Origin of the sequence: Rhodococcus sp. NPDC060084 (assembly GCF_042730335.1) — a bacterium.
In the GTDB taxonomy this organism is placed as follows: domain Bacteria; phylum Actinomycetota; class Actinomycetes; order Mycobacteriales; family Mycobacteriaceae; genus Rhodococcus.
Map to the genome: position 1 here is coordinate 1 of NZ_JBHWWX010000043.1, position 16,450 is coordinate 16,450.

A 16,450-nucleotide genomic window follows, 5' to 3' on the forward strand; every position below is an offset into this window, starting at 1 on the left:
CCCTGTAGGTCCGGGTCGGTGTCCGTGTCGCTCTGACCTGGATTAAGTTACGCGAGCACCCCCACAAACACCAAATCGCCAGGTCAACGCCGATTCCGGCCGCGTTCAGGGCACCCAGTACTTCGCAGCGAGGCTCTGGACCACCTCGTCGTCCTCGCCGGCCTGGGACAGCAACGCGAGATCGCCGTCGATATCGGTCAGGCGGGGGTCGTCGGCCTCCGCGGCGTCGATCGGCCGGCCGCCGTCCTCCGCACGCTGACGCATGATCTTGTCGCGGACCCGGTCCTTCAGAGAGTCACCCATATACCGAGCATGAGTGCGCCGGTTGTGGTTGTCGAGCGCCGAGGAGGGCGTGTCACCGGTCGTCGCGATCCCGGAACACGCGGATCGCCATGGGGATCACCACGACGAGCGCACCGATGATCAGGATCAGGGAGAAGATTTCCATCAACATGACTCCATGGTCCCTGTCCGCACGACATCACGCGAGGACGACCGAGCCCTGGAACCAGAAGAGCCCCTCACCGGTGGGTGAGGGGCTCTTCGTGGAGCTGCCTGTCGGAATCGAACCGACGACCTTTTCATTACGAGTGAAATGCTCTACCGACTGAGCTAAGGCAGCATGCCGTTCGGCGTCCGAAGTCTAGCGGACTACCCCCACCGGGATGCAAACCGGCACTTCAGTCACCGGAACGCAGCGCTCAAGCGCGCCGCCATGGCTGCCAGCGCGAACTTCGGCTTGACGTTCTGCGCGAGAGCCTCGCGGCACTCGAGGATCGCTTCGATGCAGTCGAGCAGGGCCTCCGGACTGGTACGGGAGGCGAGATCGGCTGCACGTTCGGTCATGTCCGGATGGTTGGGCGTCGCGGTGGAACCGAACGCGTGGGCGAGGGCATCCCGGTACAGCCCCGCGAGGTCGATGAGCGCGCGGTCCATGATGTCGCGTTCGGTCCGGGTCTTGCGGGACTTCTGCGTGCGCTCGAGTTCTTTCAGTACGCCGGCCGAACCGCGCAGCGCACCTGCGGCTCCCTTACCGGTACCGCCTGCACCGAGCGCCGTCCTCAGCTCTTCTGTCTCACGCTCGTCGCGTTCGACACTGATCTCCTTGGCTTCCACCTCGGCGCTGCGTCCGAGTTCCTCGGCTGCGGAGTACGTCGTCGCAGGCCGGAGAACGGCCCCGGCGAGCTCGAGGGCGCGGTTGCGGTTTTCCCGCGCGATCGTGTCGGTGGCCAGACGGCGGGCCCTGCCGACGTGGCCCGCACTCACCGACGCGGCCCACCGCGCAGTCTTCTCGTCGATGCCGTCGCTGAGCTGCAGGACCTCGGCGATCGACGCGGCGCTGGGCGTGACGAGACCGACGTGCCGGCAGCGGGACCGAAGCGTCACCGAGATGTCCTCGGGATCGGTCGACGGGGCGCACAGCAGGAACACGGTGCGTTGCGGCGGTTCTTCCACCACCTTCAGCAGCGCGTTGGCCGCTCCCTCGGTGAGACGGTCGGCATCCTCGATCACCACGACCTGCCACCGGCCGGTGCTGGGCCGGCGCGACGCGACCTGCACGATGGCGCGCATCGCCTTGACGCTGATGGTCAGGCCCTCGGGGATCACCCGCCGCACGTCGCCGTGGGTACCGGCCATCGTGGTGGTGCATGCGTGGCAGTGTCCACATCCGGGAGTCTGTTCGTCGGTGCACTGCAGCGCGGCCGCGAAGCACAATGCCGCGATGGACCTGCCTGATCCGGGAGGCCCGGTGAACAGCCACGAATGCGTCATCGCCGAGCCGGTATCGCCGTTGCGCGCAGCGACTGCAGCCGCAACGAGATCGGTCTCGACATCGTGCTGGCCGACGAGACGATCGAAGACACCGGACATGCCGACCAGCGTAACCACCGGCACCGACCTGTTCCGTCCGGCTGTCCGAAACGTTCAAGACCTACGTGCCCGGCCCGCTCTACCGTCGGGTCATGACCATTCGATTCTCTGCCATCGGCCTGGTTGTCGAGGACTTCGGGCGCTCCTTCGAGTGTTACCGCACACTCGGCCTCGACCTGCCCGCCGAAGCACCCGACGCGCCGCACTTCGAGGTGACGGCGGCCGACGGTGTCCGTCTGATGTGGGACACGATCGACTCCGTGAAGTCGTTCGATCCGGGTTTCGAACCGGGGACGGGCGGGCCGAGCCTCGCATTCGAGTGCGGTTCACCGGGCGAGGTCGACGAGATGTACGCGGCACTGGTTGCCGCCGGGTGCACTTCGGCGATGAAGCCCTGGGATGCGGCGTGGGGGCAGCGTTACGCGAGCCTGCTCGATCCGGACGGCCACGGCATCGACCTGTTCGCTGCACTTTCCGAGTAGTTACGGCCCGGACCGCGGACGGACGAGGTCACCGAGCGTCGATCCCGACAGGGCGCGCACCTCACGCGCGAGGTGCGACTGGTCGCTGTACCCGCACTCGGCCGCAACCCTGGCCGGGTCTTCGCCCGCACGAGCGCGTTCCACCGCCCGCCGGAAGCGCAGGACGCGGGACAGCGTCTTCGGCCCGTAGCCGAACGCCTGGTGTGCGCGCCGGCGGAGGGTTCGTTCACTCCAGCCGGCAGCGGTCGCGGCATCGGCGACCGTCATACCGGATGCGAATGCATGCGCGAGCCCCGACAGAGGACTTCGAGGTGCTTCGTCCAGATCGCGGCGAGCGGCATGGACGAGGCCGGACACCGGGTCGTCTTCGACGGCCGCCACGATGTCGCGGACCCGGCGCGGGGACCAGATCTGGTCGAGGGAGACGCGCCGGTCGCGCAATTCGGAGGCGTCGACACCCAGGAACACGGGCCCGAGGCCGGGTGCGAACCGCACTGCCGCCAGTTTTCGCCGCGCCGCGAGGTCCGAGAACTGTGCGCGCGTGTCGGGACCCGCAACGAGAAGGCCGTCTTCGTGCCAGATCAGATCCATGCATCCGTCGGGCAGAACGGTGTTTCCGGCCGGTCCGGCGGGATCGGGCGTCGACACCCAGGCGATGACCCCGGGTATCCCGGACGCCCATTCGCGGTACACACCGCAAGGGTAGGCGTCCGGGCCGGGATCAGTCTGCTGCCTTCTTCGCCGCGGCTTTCTTGGCCGGGGCCTTCTTCGCCGCGGTCTTCTTCGCTGCGGTCTTCTTCGCTGCGGTCTTCTTGGCGGGCGACTTCTTCGCCGCGGCCTTCTTGGTGGCCTTCTTCACCGGACCGCGCGCACGCCGGTCGGCGAGCAACTCCGAAGCCCGCTCGTCGGTGATCGTCGGGACCTCGTCACCCTTGCGCAGGCTCGCGTTGGTCTCGCCGTCGGTGACGTACGGACCGAACCGCCCGTCCTTGATCACCATCGGCTTTTCGCTCACCGGGTCCACGCCCAGTTCACGGAGAGGCGGCGTGGCCGCAGCCTGCCGGCCACGGCGCTTCGGCTCGGCGTAGATCTTCAGCGCCTCGTCGAGCGTGACGGTGAACATCTGCTCTTCGTCCGCCAGGGACCGCGAGTCGGTGCCCTTCTTCAGGTACGGACCGTAACGGCCGTTCTGCGCCGTGATCTCTTCACCCGACTCGGGATCGACACCCACGACGCGCGGGAGAGACAGCAGCCGGAGCGCGTCCTCCAACGTGACCGTCGAGAGATCCATCGTCTTGAGCAGCGACGCGGTGCGCGGCTTCGGACCGGTGGCCTTCTTGGCCGCCTTCTTCGCGGGTGCCTTCTTCGCCGCCTTCTTGGCGACAGCCTTCTTCGTCGCGGTCTTCGTGCCACCGCCGGCGGCCTCGACCTCCTCGACGGGGATCGGTGTCACGTCCGGTTCGGGTTCCGGCTCCGGGGTGGGCTCGGGCAGCAACTCGGTGACGTACGGACCGAAGCGGCCCTCCCGCGCGACGACCTCGTGACCGGTTGCGGGATCGACACCGAGCACGCGCCCCTCCTGGGGCGTGGAGAACAACTTCTCCGCGTACTCGAGCGTCAGCTCGTCCGGCGGCAGGTCGTCGGGGAGATTCGCGCGCTGGGAGATCGGGTCGCCGTCCGGGTCGTCCGGGTTGACCACCATCCGCTCGAGATACGGGCCGAACCGCCCGACCCGAACATGGACCTCGCGGCCCTCCGCGTCGTCGAACAGGCGGATCGAGTTGATCTCGCGGGCGTCGATGTCCTCGAGGTTCTCGCTGACGAGCTTCTTCAGGCCGCCCTGTCGTGCGACCGACTGCTCGCCGCCGTGCTCGCCGCCGAAGTAGAACCTCGTCAGCCAGTCGGTCCGGTGTTCGTGACCGGAGGCGATCTCGTCGAGGTCGTCTTCCATACCCGCGGTGAAGTCGTAGTTCACGAGCTGCGAGAAGTGGGATTCGAGCAGGCCGATCACGGCGAACGCCACCCAGGACGGGACGAGCGCACTGCCTCGCTTGTAGACGTATCCGCGATCGAGGATCGTCTTGATGATCGAGGCGTACGTCGAGGGCCGGCCGATGCCGAGTTCTTCGAGCGTCTTGATGAGGCTCGCCTCGGTGTACCGCGCCGGCGGGTTCGTGGAGTGGCCGTCGGGATCGAGCTTCGTCGCGGTGACCGCGGAGCCTTCGCTGAGGTTGGGCAGGCGCGACTCGGCGTCGTCGGACTGGCCGCCTGCCTCTTCGTCGACGCTCTCGACGTAGGCCTTGAGGAAGCCTGCGAACGTGATGGTGCGGCCCGACGACGAGAACGTGCACTCCTCCCCCGTGCCGGCGGTGCCGGTGATCCGGAGGGTGAGGGTGGTGCCGCGGACATCAGCCATCTGCGACGCGACGGTGCGCTGCCAGATCAGCTCGTAGAGGCGGAACTCGTCGCCGTCGAGACGCGCATGCAACTCACCCGGGGTGGCGAACACGTCGCCGGCGGGGCGGATCGCCTCGTGCGCTTCCTGCGCGTTCTTGACCTTACGGGTGTACTGGCGCGGCGTCGGGTGCACGAATTCGGCGCCGTACAGCTGGGTGGCCTGGGCGCGCGCTGCGCTGATCGCCGACTCGGACAGCGTCGTGGAGTCCGTACGCATGTACGTGATGTAGCCGTTCTCGTACAGCCGCTGCGCGATGCGCATGGTGCGTTCCGACGAGAACCTGAGCTTGCGCCCGGCTTCCTGCTGCAACGTCGAGGTCATGAACGGCGCATACGGCTTACGGGTGTACGGCTTGCTCTCGGCCGACGACACCGTCAGCGCGGTTCCGGCGAGCGCCTCGGCCAGACGACGCGCGTAGGTCTCGTCGAGAACCACGACGCCGGTGGACTTCAGCTTGCCGTCGGCACCGAAGTCACGGCCGGAAGCGACGCGGGAGCCGTCCACTCCGACCAGACGCGCACCGAACGAGCGGGGGCTCGCGGTTTCGCCCGCGTCCATGGTCGCCGCGATGTCCCAGTACTCGGCAGACCTGAATGCCATCCGCTCGCGTTCGCGCTGCACGATGATGCGGGTCGCGACGGACTGCACGCGCCCGGCCGACAAGCGCGGCATGACTTTCTTCCACAACACCGGGCTGACTTCGTAGCCGTACAGCCGGTCGAGGATGCGCCGGGTTTCCTGCGCGTCGACAAGGTCGGTGTCGAGTTCGCGGGTGTTCTCCGCGGCCGCCCGAATGGCGGATTCGGTGATCTCGTGGAACACCATGCGCCGGACCGGAACCTTGGGCTTGAGGGTCTCGAGCAGATGCCAGGCGATCGCCTCGCCCTCACGGTCGGGGTCGGTGGCGAGATAGAGCTCGTCGGCGTCCTTGAGGAGACTCTTCAGTTCGGAGACCTTGGACTTCTTCTCCGGGCTGACGACGTAGAGCGGTTCGAAATCGTGATCGACGTCGACACCGAGGCGGGCCCACGACTCACCCTTGAATTTGGCAGGGACATCCGCGGCGCCGCGCGGCAGATCCCTGATATGACCGACCGACGCCTCGACGACGTAATCGCGCCCCAGGTAGGGGGCGATTTTTTTCGCCTTGGTCGGGGATTCGACGATGACCAGCCGACGTGTACCCGAGGACCCGTCCGAAGTGCTCTTGTCTGCTGCCACCGTGCCGCCTGTGCCTTCCCTCTACCGACATGTCGCGCTTCTCGAAGACATGTATACCGACCACGTCCCCCCGACGTAGCCACACACAGGGTCGCACATCCTGGGCGGACGCCTCATCACGTGTGGTGGTCCCACGGCGCGGCACGAGGCCAGACCTCCCACGCCCCGGGGTCGTCGGGCGGTGCCCCGATGTTCTCGACGAGCCTGGTCAGGCGCTTGCGGCCGGACACTCGCAGGCCCGGCGACGACCCGCGTGTGCCGATGAGAGTGGGTGCGATACCGGCCCGCAGGAACGCCTCGGCGAGGGGCGCATGGGTGTCGGGTGTCTGTGGATCGAGGCCGAGGACGTATCGCTCTCCGTCCACTTCTTTCGTACCCGCGGCAAGAAACCATGCGCGCTGAGCACGCGAACTCGGCACCCACTCGAACGGCACCGTCTTCACCGTGCCGCGCATCCACAGCAAAGCCAATGGCACCGTCTCTGCGGCGAACGCCGTGCACACTGTCGTGCGGCCGTCGTCGGTGGTGCCGATCTCCGGTTCCAGCCCCGCCTCGGACATCAGGTGTGCGATCCCGGTAGCGCGCCAGGGGGCATCGACAACGGCGGAGATCCGGGCCCGGTCTCCGCGAATCGCGACCCGGCCCTGGGCTGCCAGCACCCCGCTCAGGTCTGCGACCGAAGGTGGCCCGAGCTCGGCGCCGAAGAACGACAGCTGGCTCACGATCCTCCTTCCGGTCGATCGATACCCGAAAATGCATCGTCCCCCATCACCGGAGGTGACGGGGGACGATTCAGATGAGGAGTCGAGCCTCACCTTGCGCTCATGGGAGCAATCTCTCAGACAGCGCGCACGCCGGTGGCCTGCGGGCCCTTGGTGCCCTGACCGACCTCGAACTCCACGCGCTGGTTCTCCTCGAGGGTCCGGAAACCGGCGCCCTGGATCTCGGAGTAGTGAACGAACACGTCTGCAGAACCGTCCTCGGGAGCGATGAAGCCGAAGCCCTTCTCCGCGTTGAACCACTTCACAGTGCCCTGTGCCATGCTTTTCCTTCTCTTTCTTACCACCGGATTCGACAGACCACCGGAAACGCGGCCCGCCCGGCCCCGGTTCCGACCGCTGTACTTCCGAACCCCCGTGGGAAGAGCAAAGCACCGCGCCCGCAACCATCGATCCTGCGAGCGTTCACTCTCTCAAGTCCACGAACACAGAAGCTGCGACCGCGTGCCAGTCAACCATGCCCGGAGCGGTCGCGACAGTAGTAATGGGCACAAACGTCCCAGAAAAATCGAAGGTCCCCGACCGTCGGTACGATTACCGATCGGTAGTGGTTTCCGCCCGCCGCAGACGGCAGAACCGCCGCCCCCGTTCGACCCCGCAACCCCCGGAGCGCTCCGTGCCCAGCTCACCCCCGTTCGATCCGGGTAACGGCACGGCTGCGACCTACGGACGTGAACTCCTCGACCGCCTCCTGGCCGGAACACCCGCCGGCGAGTCCCCGCTCACCCACGTCGCCGCGCTGCCCACCCGGCCGGCGCAGCACACCGATTGGCCTCGCTGGGCAGCCGAGCCGGTGGTCCGGGCGCTGCGCGAGCACGGGGTACCGCAGCTGTGGAGCCATCAGGCCGCCGCCGCCGATCTCGCCGCCGCCGGGGAGAACGTGGTCGTCGCCACCGGAACCGCGTCCGGCAAGTCGGTGGCGTATCAACTTCCCGTGCTCACTGCCCTGGCAGCCGACCCGCAGGCCACCGCGCTGTATCTCTCCCCCACCAAGGCACTGGGGGCCGATCAGCTTCGCGCCGTCACCGAACTGACCATGATGGAGCCCGAACTGTCGACGGTGGCGGCGTGCGCGTACGACGGCGACACCAGCACGGAGATGCGGCAGTGGGCGCGCCGGCACTCACGGTGGATTTTCACCAATCCCGACATGTTGCACGTGTCGCTACTGCCCGGGCACGCACGGTGGGCGCGGATGCTGCGTCGGCTGAAATACGTGGTGATCGACGAATGCCACTCGTACCGAGGAGTTTTCGGGTCGCACGTCGCACTGATCCTGCGCCGGCTCCGGCGGCTGGCCCGACACTACGGCGCCGATCCCGTGTTCATCCTGGCCTCCGCGACCACCGGCGAACCGGCCGACGCGGCGTCCAGGCTCATCGGTGCACCGTGCCGTGCGGTGACCGAGGACGGGTCGCCACACGGACCCAGGACCGTCGCGATGTGGGAACCTCCGTTGCTGCGGGAGGTCACCGGAGAACACGGGGCTCCCGTGCGACGCGCGGCCGGAACCGAAGCGGCCCGGCTGCTCGCCGACCTCGTCGTCGAAGGTGCACGAACGCTGACGTTCGTGCGATCCCGGCACGGTGCGGAACTCACGGCCATGGGCGCGCGACGGTTGCTCGCCGCGGCAGCGCCCGACCTCGTCGATCGCGTTGCCGCCTACCGCGCCGGTTACCTCGCGGAAGATCGCCGCGACCTCGAGGCGGCGATCTCGGACGGACGTCTGCTCGGGGTGGCGAGTACGAACGCACTCGAACTCGGAGTCGACATCGCCGGTCTCGACGCGGTGGTCGTCGCGGGTTTTCCCGGCACCGTGGCCTCGTTCTGGCAGCAGGGCGGCCGCGCCGGGCGGCGCGGGCAGGGATCGCTGGTGGTGCTGGTCGCCCGCGACGACCCCCTCGACACGTATCTGGTGCACCATCCTCAGGCGTTGCTGGGCAGGCCGGTCGAGTCGACCGTGACCGACCCGGCGAACCCGTACGTCCTGGGGCCGCAGTTGCTCTGCGCGGCGTCGGAAAAGCCGCTGAGCGACGACGAAGTCGAGGAATACGACGCGTGGGAAGTCCTCGCTCGCCTCGCGGAGGACGGCCTCGTCCGCAGACGCCCGCACGGCTGGTTCGTCACTCCCGGTACGCATCCGCACGCGGAGATCGACATCCGCGGCGGCATCGGCGGGCAGGTCGCGATCGTGGAAGCGGAGACCGGGCGGATGCTCGGCACCGTCGAAGGCAGTCGCGCGCCCGCGACGATGCATCCGGGTGCCGTGCACCTGCATCGCGGGGAATCCTTCGTCGTCGACGAACTGCACCTCGACGACGGAATCGCACTCGTCCACGCCGAGGACCCCGAATGGTCCACCACCGCACGCGAAGTCACGGAGATCTGCTGCACGTCGATCGACGAGCATCGGGACCACGGCCCCGTCACCGTCGCGGCGGTGCGTGTCGAGGTGACGCATCAGGTGGTCGGATACCTCCGACGTCTGCCCTCCGGCGAGATCCTCGATCAGATCCCGCTGGAGATGCCCGAGCAGACCCTTGCGACCCGCGCGGTGATGTACACCGTCGATCCCGGACTGCTCTCGCAGATCGGCCTCACGGCCGAGCGGATCCCGGGTTCGCTCCACGCCGCCGAACACGCGGCGATCGGTTTGCTCCCCCTCGTCGCCACGTGCGATCGAGGGGATATCGGCGGCGTCTCCACCGACCTGCACCCGGACACCGGTCTTCCCACGGTCTTCGTCTACGACGGGCAGCCCGGCGGAGCCGGATTCGCCGAGCGCGGCTACCGCCGGATCTCGCAATGGCTCGAGGCAACCCGAGACGCCGTCGCAGCGTGCGAGTGCGTCTCGGGTTGCCCGTCGTGCGTGTATTCACCCAAGTGCGGCAACGGCAACGATCCGCTCGACAAGTCGGGCGCCGTGCTCGTCCTGACCGCCGTGCTCGACGCGATCGGCAGCCAGGACTGACACCGCATTACAACCGTCAGACCGCCGGCCTGTGCTCGTCCTCGGCACGTTCGGCGGCCAGCAGTGCCGCACGCTCTTTCCGCCGGAGCGCCTGCTGGGCCGGGTCCGGAACCGGGACAGCCGCCAGCAACCGCTTGGTGTACGGATCGGACGGCGACCGCAGAATACGATCGGTCCGGTCGAACTCCACGAGCTTGCCGGCCCGCATCACCGCGATACGACGTGCAAGCACCTCCACGACGGCGAGGTCGTGGCTGATGAACAAGCACGCGAAACCGTATTCGCGCTGCAACTCCTGGAACAACTCGAGCACCTTGGCCTGCACCGAGACGTCGAGCGCCGACGTCGGTTCGTCCGCCACGAGCAACGTCGGTTCGAGAGCCAGCGCCCGGGCGATTCCCACGCGCTGACGCTGCCCGCCGGAGAGCTGATGCGGGTAACGGTTGCGCATGTCCCGCGGCAGCTGAACGTGATCGAGCAGTTCCTCGACCTTCTTGTCGCGCTGGGTGCGGTCCATTTCGGTGTGCAGCAGCATCGGCTCGCCGATGGACTGTCCGATGGGCCAGCGCGGGTTCAGCGACGAACCCGGATCCTGGAACACGATGCCGACCTTGCGACGCACCGGGCGCAGATCGCGTGTCGACATCTTCGTGATGTCGGTGCCTGCCACGGACAGCGAGCCGGAGTGCAGCTTGAGCAATCCCACTACGGCCTTGCCGATCGTCGACTTGCCCGAACCCGACTCTCCGACGAGTCCCACGACCTCACCGGGCTCGATGTTGAGGCTGACGCCGTCGACCGCGCGGAAGCCGCTGTTGCGACGCGCCCCGGGGTACTCGATCACGCCGTCGACGATTTCGAGTGCGTACCGCACGTCCGGGGTGTCGTCGGTTCCGGCTTCGCCGACTCGCGAGCCGAGGTGGGGCACCGACGCCAGCAGTTCACGGGTGTAGGCGTGCTCCGGCTTGTTGAAGACCTTGTCCGACGTCCCCTGCTCGACGATGGCACCGTTGCGCATGACGAGGATGCGGTCGGCCATGTCGGCGACAACACCCATGTCGTGCGTGATGAGCACGATCGCGGCGTCCACGCGTTCGCGCAGATCCCGCATCAGCTGCAGGATCTCGGCCTGCACTGTGACGTCGAGCGCGGTGGTGGGCTCGTCGGCGATGAGCACCGCCGGTTCGGAGGCCAGGGCCTGCGCGATCATCGCCCGTTGGCGCTGACCGCCGGAAAGCTGATGCGGGTAGTACTTGACCCGCTTCTCCGGTTCGGGCATATCCACGAGACGGAGCAGCTCGATCACACGCTCCTTGGCCTGCGCCTTGGTCATGTCCGAGTGCGAGCGAATGGCCTCGGTGATCTGCCACCCGATCGTGTAGACGGGGTTCAGAGCCGTCATGGGCTCCTGGAAGATCACGGCAATATCCTTGCCGCGCACCGAGTTCAGTTCACGTTCCGACAGACCGACGAGTTCACGACCGTCGAGAGTGATGCTGCCGCGGACTCGGCTGTTGTCGGCGAGCAGACCCGGTACGGCCATGGCCGTCGTCGATTTACCCGATCCGGATTCGCCGACGATCGCCAGGATCTCGCCCCGCGCCACCTCGAACGAGACGTCGCGTACGGCTGTTCTCCAGGTCTTGTCCACCTCGAAGTCGATGGTCAGACCGGAGACTCCGAGGATTGCGCGGTCGGTCGTGGTCTCGTCGATCGTGTCGACACTCATTGCGTCAGCTCCGTTTCGGGTCGAGCGCATCTCGCAGCGCATCACCCATGAGAATGAAGGCCAGCACGGTCACCGACAGGAACGCGGCCGGGAACAGCACCAGGTGCGGCGACGTCGAGATGTAGTTCTGGCCCAGGTTGATCTGCAGGCCCCACGACATGGCGGGCATTTGCAGGCCGATACCGAGGTACGACAGTGCCGATTCCGCGGCAATGAACGTACCGACGGCGATGGTGGCGTAGACCAGAACAGGGGTCAGCGCGTTCGGCAGAATGTGCCGGACCAGGATGCGGAAGGTCGAGGCTCCCAGCACCTGGGCGGCCTGAACGTACTCGCTCTCCTTGATGGCGATAACCGACGAGCGCACCAGGCGCATCGCGGTCATCCAGCCGAAGGTGATCAGTGCCAGCGCCACGGTCCAGATGGTTCGCTCGGACGTCACCGTCAGCAGCACCAGCGCGCCGAGCAAGAGCGGGATGCCGAAGAAGATGTCGGTGAAACGGGCGAGCACGCTGTCGAGGGTGCCACCGAAATAGCCGGCGAGCGCACCGATCAGCACACCGACGATCAGGACACCGATGACTGCGAGGAGGCCGATGCTCAGGGAGACGCGGGCACCGTAGATCACGTTGGCGTAGTAGTCGCAGCCCTGAAGATCCGTTCCGAACCAGTGCTGTGCACTCGGTGGCCGGCGGCTGTCGGACAGGTTGCACGCCCGAGGGTCGATGCCGCGGGCGAACAACTGCGGCACCAACGCCATCATCACCAGGACGGCGGTGATGATGGCGCCGAACCAGAAGAACACACTGCGGCGCAACTTCTTCCACGCGTTGCCCCACAAGCTCGCCTGGCCGACCAGTTGGACGGCTTCGCCCGTCATGACATTGCCCGGCTCGCCCTCCTCCACGGCATGCGTACGGGCGGCCTCGGCATTTTTGGAATCCATACCACTACTCGTATCTGATCCGGGGGTCGAGGAATGCGTACAGCACGTCCACGACGAGGTTGAAGAAGATGTAGAAGAAGACCATCAGCGTGACGATGCCGACGACGACCGCACCTTCCTGGTTCTGTACAGCGTCGAAGATTGCGCGGCCCAGTCCGGGAATGTTGAACACCGATTCGGTGATGATCGCGCCGCCCAGCAGCGCGCCGATATCGGCGCCGATGAAGGTCACCACGGGTATCAAGCTGTTACGCAGCGCATGCCGGACCACGATGCGGCGATACCCGACGCCCTTGGCCCGCGCGGTGCGAATGTAATCGGCGGCCATCGACTCCGACACCGCGGTGCGAGTCAGCCGGGCAACGTATGCCATCGACAGCGACGCGAGCACCAGGCCCGGGAGCAGGAAGCTGTACCAGCCGTTGTTGATACCGGCGATCGGGAACAGACCCAGCTTGTATCCGAGAACGTACTGGGAGACGAAGCCGAGGACGAACACCGGCACCGACACCAGCAGTGTCGACGAGACGAGCACCAGGTTGTCGAAGAAGGAATTGCGGCGCAGAGCGGCGAGCACACCGGCCGTGATGCCGATGACGACCTCGAAGGCGACGGCCACCGCCGTCAGCTGCATGGTGACCGGCAGTCGCTGCGCGATGGTGTCCAGCACCGGCCTTCCGGAGAAGTCGGAACCGAAGTCGCCCTGCAGAAGTCCGCCGACGTACTTGATGTACTGGACGAAGAACGGATCGTCGAGGTTGTACTGGGCGCGAAGCTGCGCCATGACCGCGGGCGCGAGCGGGCGATCACCCGCGAGCGCGCGAATCGGGTCGCCCGGAAGGGCGTACACCATCGCAAAGATCAGAAAAGAGGCGCCGATCAGGACCGGAATGGTCAGCAGCAATCGGCGCGTGATGAAGCGACCCACTGGGTTCTCCTATACGGAACAGAACGTCCTACACAGTGGTGGGGTGCCTCGCTTGTGCGAAACACCCCACCACTTGTCACTCAGTTGACCGTGACGTCTTCGACCACGATGTCACCGAATGCATCGATCTTCACGTTGCTCACGCGGTCGCTCGAAACGGCCTGGTTGAGACCGTAGAAGAGCGGCGTGGCAGGCAGGTCGCGGAACAGGATGTCCTCGGCCTTCTGGTACTCCGTCGTGGCAGCCTCGAGCGAGTCGGCGTTGTTACCGGCCGACAGGGCCGCGTCGAACTCCGGGTTGCTGTAGAAGCTCATATTCGAACCACCGGGCGGCAGTGCCGCCGTGCTGTAAACCGGCGCGAGGAAGTTGTACAGCGACGGGTAGTCCATGATCCAGCCCATGCGGAACGGACCGGTCATGCCCTTCTCGTCCTGCAGCGGCAGGTACTGAGCGAACTGCAGATCTCCGCGCAGCACGTACTCGATACCGAGGTTGGTACGGATCTGGTTGCCGATCGCGGTCATCCAGGTGTCGTGCCCGCCACCGGCGTTGAACCACAGGTCAACCGGCTGGCTGCGATCGAAACCGGCCTCGTCGAGAAGCTTGTTGGCCTGCTCGACGTTCACCTCGCACTTGGCGCCGCAGGCGTCCTCGCGGTACCCATCGACAACGGGAGATGCGAACGACCCGGCCGGGGTACGAGTGTTGGTGAAGATGGCCTCGGTGATGGCTCCACGATCGATCGCCATGGAGAAGGCTTCACGGACACGGGGATCCGAGAAACGCGGGTCATAGGTGGGGAAGCTGAGCGAGGTGATGTCGGGGCGCGGGCGCTCGACGTAACGATCACCGAACTGATCGCGAGCGGTGGCCCACGCGTCCGGCGGCAGGTCCAGCATCACGTCGAGGCCGCCGGCCTGGACGTCCGTGTAACCGGTGGCCAGTTCGGTGTAGACCTTGAACTGCACGCCGTTCGACTGCGCGGCATTCTCACCGGCGTAGTCCTCGTACTTGGTCACGGTGAAGCCCTGGCCGTCGATGAAGTCCTCGTCGGCCTTGAACGGCCCGTTGCCGATCGGACGCCGGCCGAAGCCCTCGGGATCGGAGAAGAAGGCTTCGGGCAGCGGCATGAACGCCGAGTAACCGAGCGTGATCGGGTAGATCGCGAAGGGCTCCTTCAGCTCGACCGAGATGGTCGAGTCGTCCACTGCCTTCAGGCCGGACATGGCGGTCGCGGCGGGCTCGCCGCCCTCTGCGGCCTGCAGATCGTCGTAGCCCTTCACGTTCTCGAAGAAGTACGACGCGCCGTATGCGTTGGTGCTCAGCGCGGTGTAGTTCCAGGCGTCGACGTAGGACTTGGCATTGACGGGAGTCCCGTCGTGGAACGTCCAGTCCGGCTTCAGCTTGATGGTCCAGTTGACCTGGTCCTCGGACTCGACCGATTCGGCGACGCCGGTGTACTCGACCTCGCTGGTCTGGTCGTTGTAGTTCACCAAGGGCGTGAACAGCGCCTTGAGGACCTGGTTGCCCTCACTCTCGGTGGTGTTGCCGGGAACCAGGGGGTTCTCGGGTTGATTGATGTACAGGCTGTACGTGCCCTCACTACCGCCGGCAGCACTACTGCCGCCACATGCCGCAAGCATGCCGACGGCTACGAAGCCCACCGACACGACCGCGATCGTGCGCTTGATCCTCAAAATCAATCCTTCCTCAGCCCCAACGGGACAGCACCGCTGTCCACGAAGTCCGCGATGATCCACGGTGTCGGTGTGAGCCACAAGAACAAGACCGTGCGGCCCGGAACGTCGGTTGACTCTAGACACACGCCTAGCGACGGACGTGCACGCCCCGCCGGAAAGAAAGCCCGACGAACCCGACGAAATGCGTCCTTAACGCGACGAGCGGGGGTCGCACGGGCCGGGCGAGCCGAGCGAATCCGCGCTTCCATCCACCGGAAGCGTTATCGCAGCACTACACCGCGTCCCGAGGCCTCGTAAATCCGGCAAGTGGCCGACGGCGCCGGAGCCCTCAGTCATGCGTGACACCCGTCACATGTGATGGGTGTCACATCGGTCTCGATCGGACGGTCCGCTCCTCATTCGGTGCCTGTCACCGCGGCCGGACCCGCTCGCGCGACCGCCCTCGCTTCGTCCCCGCCGAAGAGCGACGACACCGGAGCGGTCACCTCGAGGAGCGCGTACCAGTTCTCGATGTCGCATCGTCGCACCCGCACGTGCATGCGAAGCGCGATGGGCTCGGCCGCCTCGCACGCCGCCACGACACCGCGATCGAGCGCCGACGCGACGGCCACCGCGGCGAGGTCGGCCGCGCCCTGCGCACGGTGCCGTGCGACGACGACCGATCCGACATGAAGCAGCGTCGCGGTGACGGCGATCAGGGCCGCCATCACGGCGCAGCCGATCACGCTCGCGCTCCCGCGGTCACCCGCCGGAAGCCGGTCCGACATCACCGCAACCCCTCCGGTTCCCGCACCGAGACGGCTTCGGCCGTCAAGGTCACCAGAGGAAACAGAGGACTCTCGGCCGTCACGACAGCCACGATCAGATCTCCCTCCTCCCGCAGCGTGATTCCGGCGTCGGGGGGCGCGACACGGGCGGCCACCTCGACCGCCCGTGTGCGATCACCTCGTGCGGCGAGTCGCGCGGCCTCTCGCGCCGCATCGTGACACCGCACCTGATACGCGATGCTCAGCACCGCACCGAGGCACAGGACCAGCACTGTCACCAGACTTGCGATCGCAAGCGCCGCTTCGACGGTGACGCCGCCGGCATCCCCGGCCCGGAATCCCCGGATCGCCTCGCACCGGCCGACGCTCGGCCCCCGGCGTCTCACACCGCTGTGTTGAGCGCGCGCTCGACGATGCCGGTCAACGCCGACACGATCGAGTCGCCGGTCACCACCGCGTACAGGACCGCACCGAACGCCGCTGCCGCGATGGTTCCGATCGCGTACTCCGCCGTACTCATTCCGTCGTCGTCCACAACGAGATCCGACACGCGACTCCGGAAACCCCGAATACCGATGGTGCGCATAATTTTCCCTC

The 16,450-nt window shown here is 66.7% G+C and carries 15 protein-coding genes and 1 tRNA gene; 2 read left to right on the top strand and 14 right to left on the bottom strand.

The genetic code is table 11. From position 1 onward, the window contains the following. Positions 1 to 105 precede the first annotated feature (105 nt). From ACFWBU_RS18180 to ACFWBU_RS18190, 3 genes are all read right to left on the bottom strand, one after another. Positions 106 to 303: a hypothetical protein gene (locus ACFWBU_RS18180; RefSeq protein WP_169623033.1), complete on the bottom strand. Its 198-nt coding sequence runs from the start codon at positions 301 to 303 to the stop codon at positions 106 to 108. A 243-nt stretch (positions 304 to 546) separates the two neighbouring features. Then, positions 547 to 622, bottom strand: a tRNA-Thr gene (locus ACFWBU_RS18185). 62 nt (positions 623 to 684) lie between these two features. Then, entirely contained in the window at positions 685 to 1,872 is a 1,188-nt protein-coding gene (locus tag ACFWBU_RS18190) for a DNA polymerase III subunit delta' (protein ID WP_169653040.1), read from the bottom strand. A 92-nt stretch (positions 1,873 to 1,964) separates the two neighbouring features. Between ACFWBU_RS18190 and ACFWBU_RS18195 the strand changes: the two genes are divergently transcribed. Continuing rightward, positions 1,965 to 2,354, top strand: coding sequence for a VOC family protein (locus ACFWBU_RS18195; protein ID WP_169653039.1), 390 nt, complete (start codon positions 1,965 to 1,967; stop codon positions 2,352 to 2,354). Here the strand turns inward: ACFWBU_RS18195 and ACFWBU_RS18200 are convergent, their stop codons facing one another. The 4 genes from ACFWBU_RS18200 to ACFWBU_RS18215 form a co-directional block, all read right to left on the bottom strand. Next, on the bottom strand, positions 2,355 to 3,047 hold the full coding sequence (locus ACFWBU_RS18200; RefSeq protein ID WP_169623036.1) for a helix-turn-helix transcriptional regulator: 693 nt from the start codon (positions 3,045 to 3,047) through the stop codon (positions 2,355 to 2,357). Between the two features lie 28 nt (positions 3,048 to 3,075). Next, positions 3,076 to 6,033, bottom strand: a complete 2,958-nt coding sequence (topA, locus tag ACFWBU_RS18205) for a type I DNA topoisomerase (protein WP_378528913.1) — start codon at positions 6,031 to 6,033, stop codon at positions 3,076 to 3,078. 116 nt (positions 6,034 to 6,149) lie between these two features. Continuing rightward, on the bottom strand, positions 6,150 to 6,755 hold the full coding sequence (locus tag ACFWBU_RS18210) for a hypothetical protein (RefSeq protein WP_169623038.1): 606 nt from the start codon (positions 6,753 to 6,755) through the stop codon (positions 6,150 to 6,152). 116 nt (positions 6,756 to 6,871) lie between these two features. Further along, positions 6,872 to 7,075: a cold-shock protein gene (locus tag ACFWBU_RS18215; RefSeq protein WP_054720028.1), complete on the bottom strand. Its 204-nt coding sequence runs from the start codon at positions 7,073 to 7,075 to the stop codon at positions 6,872 to 6,874. A gap of 353 nt (positions 7,076 to 7,428) precedes the next feature. On the opposite strand from ACFWBU_RS18215, the gene ACFWBU_RS18220 reads away from it, so the two are divergent. Then, entirely contained in the window at positions 7,429 to 9,783 is a 2,355-nt protein-coding gene (locus ACFWBU_RS18220) for a DEAD/DEAH box helicase (RefSeq protein WP_378528914.1), read from the top strand. Between the two features lie 16 nt (positions 9,784 to 9,799). Here the strand turns inward: ACFWBU_RS18220 and ACFWBU_RS18225 are convergent, their stop codons facing one another. The 7 genes from ACFWBU_RS18225 to ACFWBU_RS18255 all read right to left on the bottom strand — a co-directional run bounded on the left by ACFWBU_RS18225 (position 9,800) and on the right by ACFWBU_RS18255 (position 16,439). Then, entirely contained in the window at positions 9,800 to 11,512 is a 1,713-nt protein-coding gene (locus ACFWBU_RS18225) for an ABC transporter ATP-binding protein (protein ID WP_378528915.1), read from the bottom strand. Between the two features lie 4 nt (positions 11,513 to 11,516). Further along, positions 11,517 to 12,458: an ABC transporter permease gene (locus ACFWBU_RS18230; RefSeq protein WP_378528916.1), complete on the bottom strand. Its 942-nt coding sequence runs from the start codon at positions 12,456 to 12,458 to the stop codon at positions 11,517 to 11,519. Between the two features lie 4 nt (positions 12,459 to 12,462). Continuing rightward, positions 12,463 to 13,386 carry an ABC transporter permease gene (locus tag ACFWBU_RS18235; RefSeq protein ID WP_378528917.1) on the bottom strand — a complete coding sequence of 308 codons (924 nt, stop codon included), beginning with the start codon at positions 13,384 to 13,386 and terminating at the stop codon, positions 12,463 to 12,465. An 80-nt stretch (positions 13,387 to 13,466) separates the two neighbouring features. After that, complete coding sequence (locus tag ACFWBU_RS18240) at positions 13,467 to 15,083, bottom strand: ABC transporter substrate-binding protein (RefSeq protein WP_378528918.1); 1,617 nt, start codon at positions 15,081 to 15,083, stop codon at positions 13,467 to 13,469. Between the two features lie 398 nt (positions 15,084 to 15,481). Further along, entirely contained in the window at positions 15,482 to 15,853 is a 372-nt protein-coding gene (locus tag ACFWBU_RS18245) for an Rv3654c family TadE-like protein (RefSeq protein ID WP_169623041.1), read from the bottom strand. Beyond that, complete coding sequence (locus ACFWBU_RS18250) at positions 15,853 to 16,200, bottom strand: TadE family type IV pilus minor pilin (protein ID WP_169623065.1); 348 nt, start codon at positions 16,198 to 16,200, stop codon at positions 15,853 to 15,855. Before ACFWBU_RS18250 ends, ACFWBU_RS18245 begins: the two co-directional genes overlap by 1 nt. Positions 16,201 to 16,235: 35 nt before the next feature. After that, entirely contained in the window at positions 16,236 to 16,439 is a 204-nt protein-coding gene (locus tag ACFWBU_RS18255; protein ID WP_296549842.1) for a DUF4244 domain-containing protein, read from the bottom strand. Positions 16,440 to 16,450: the final 11 nt, after the last annotated feature.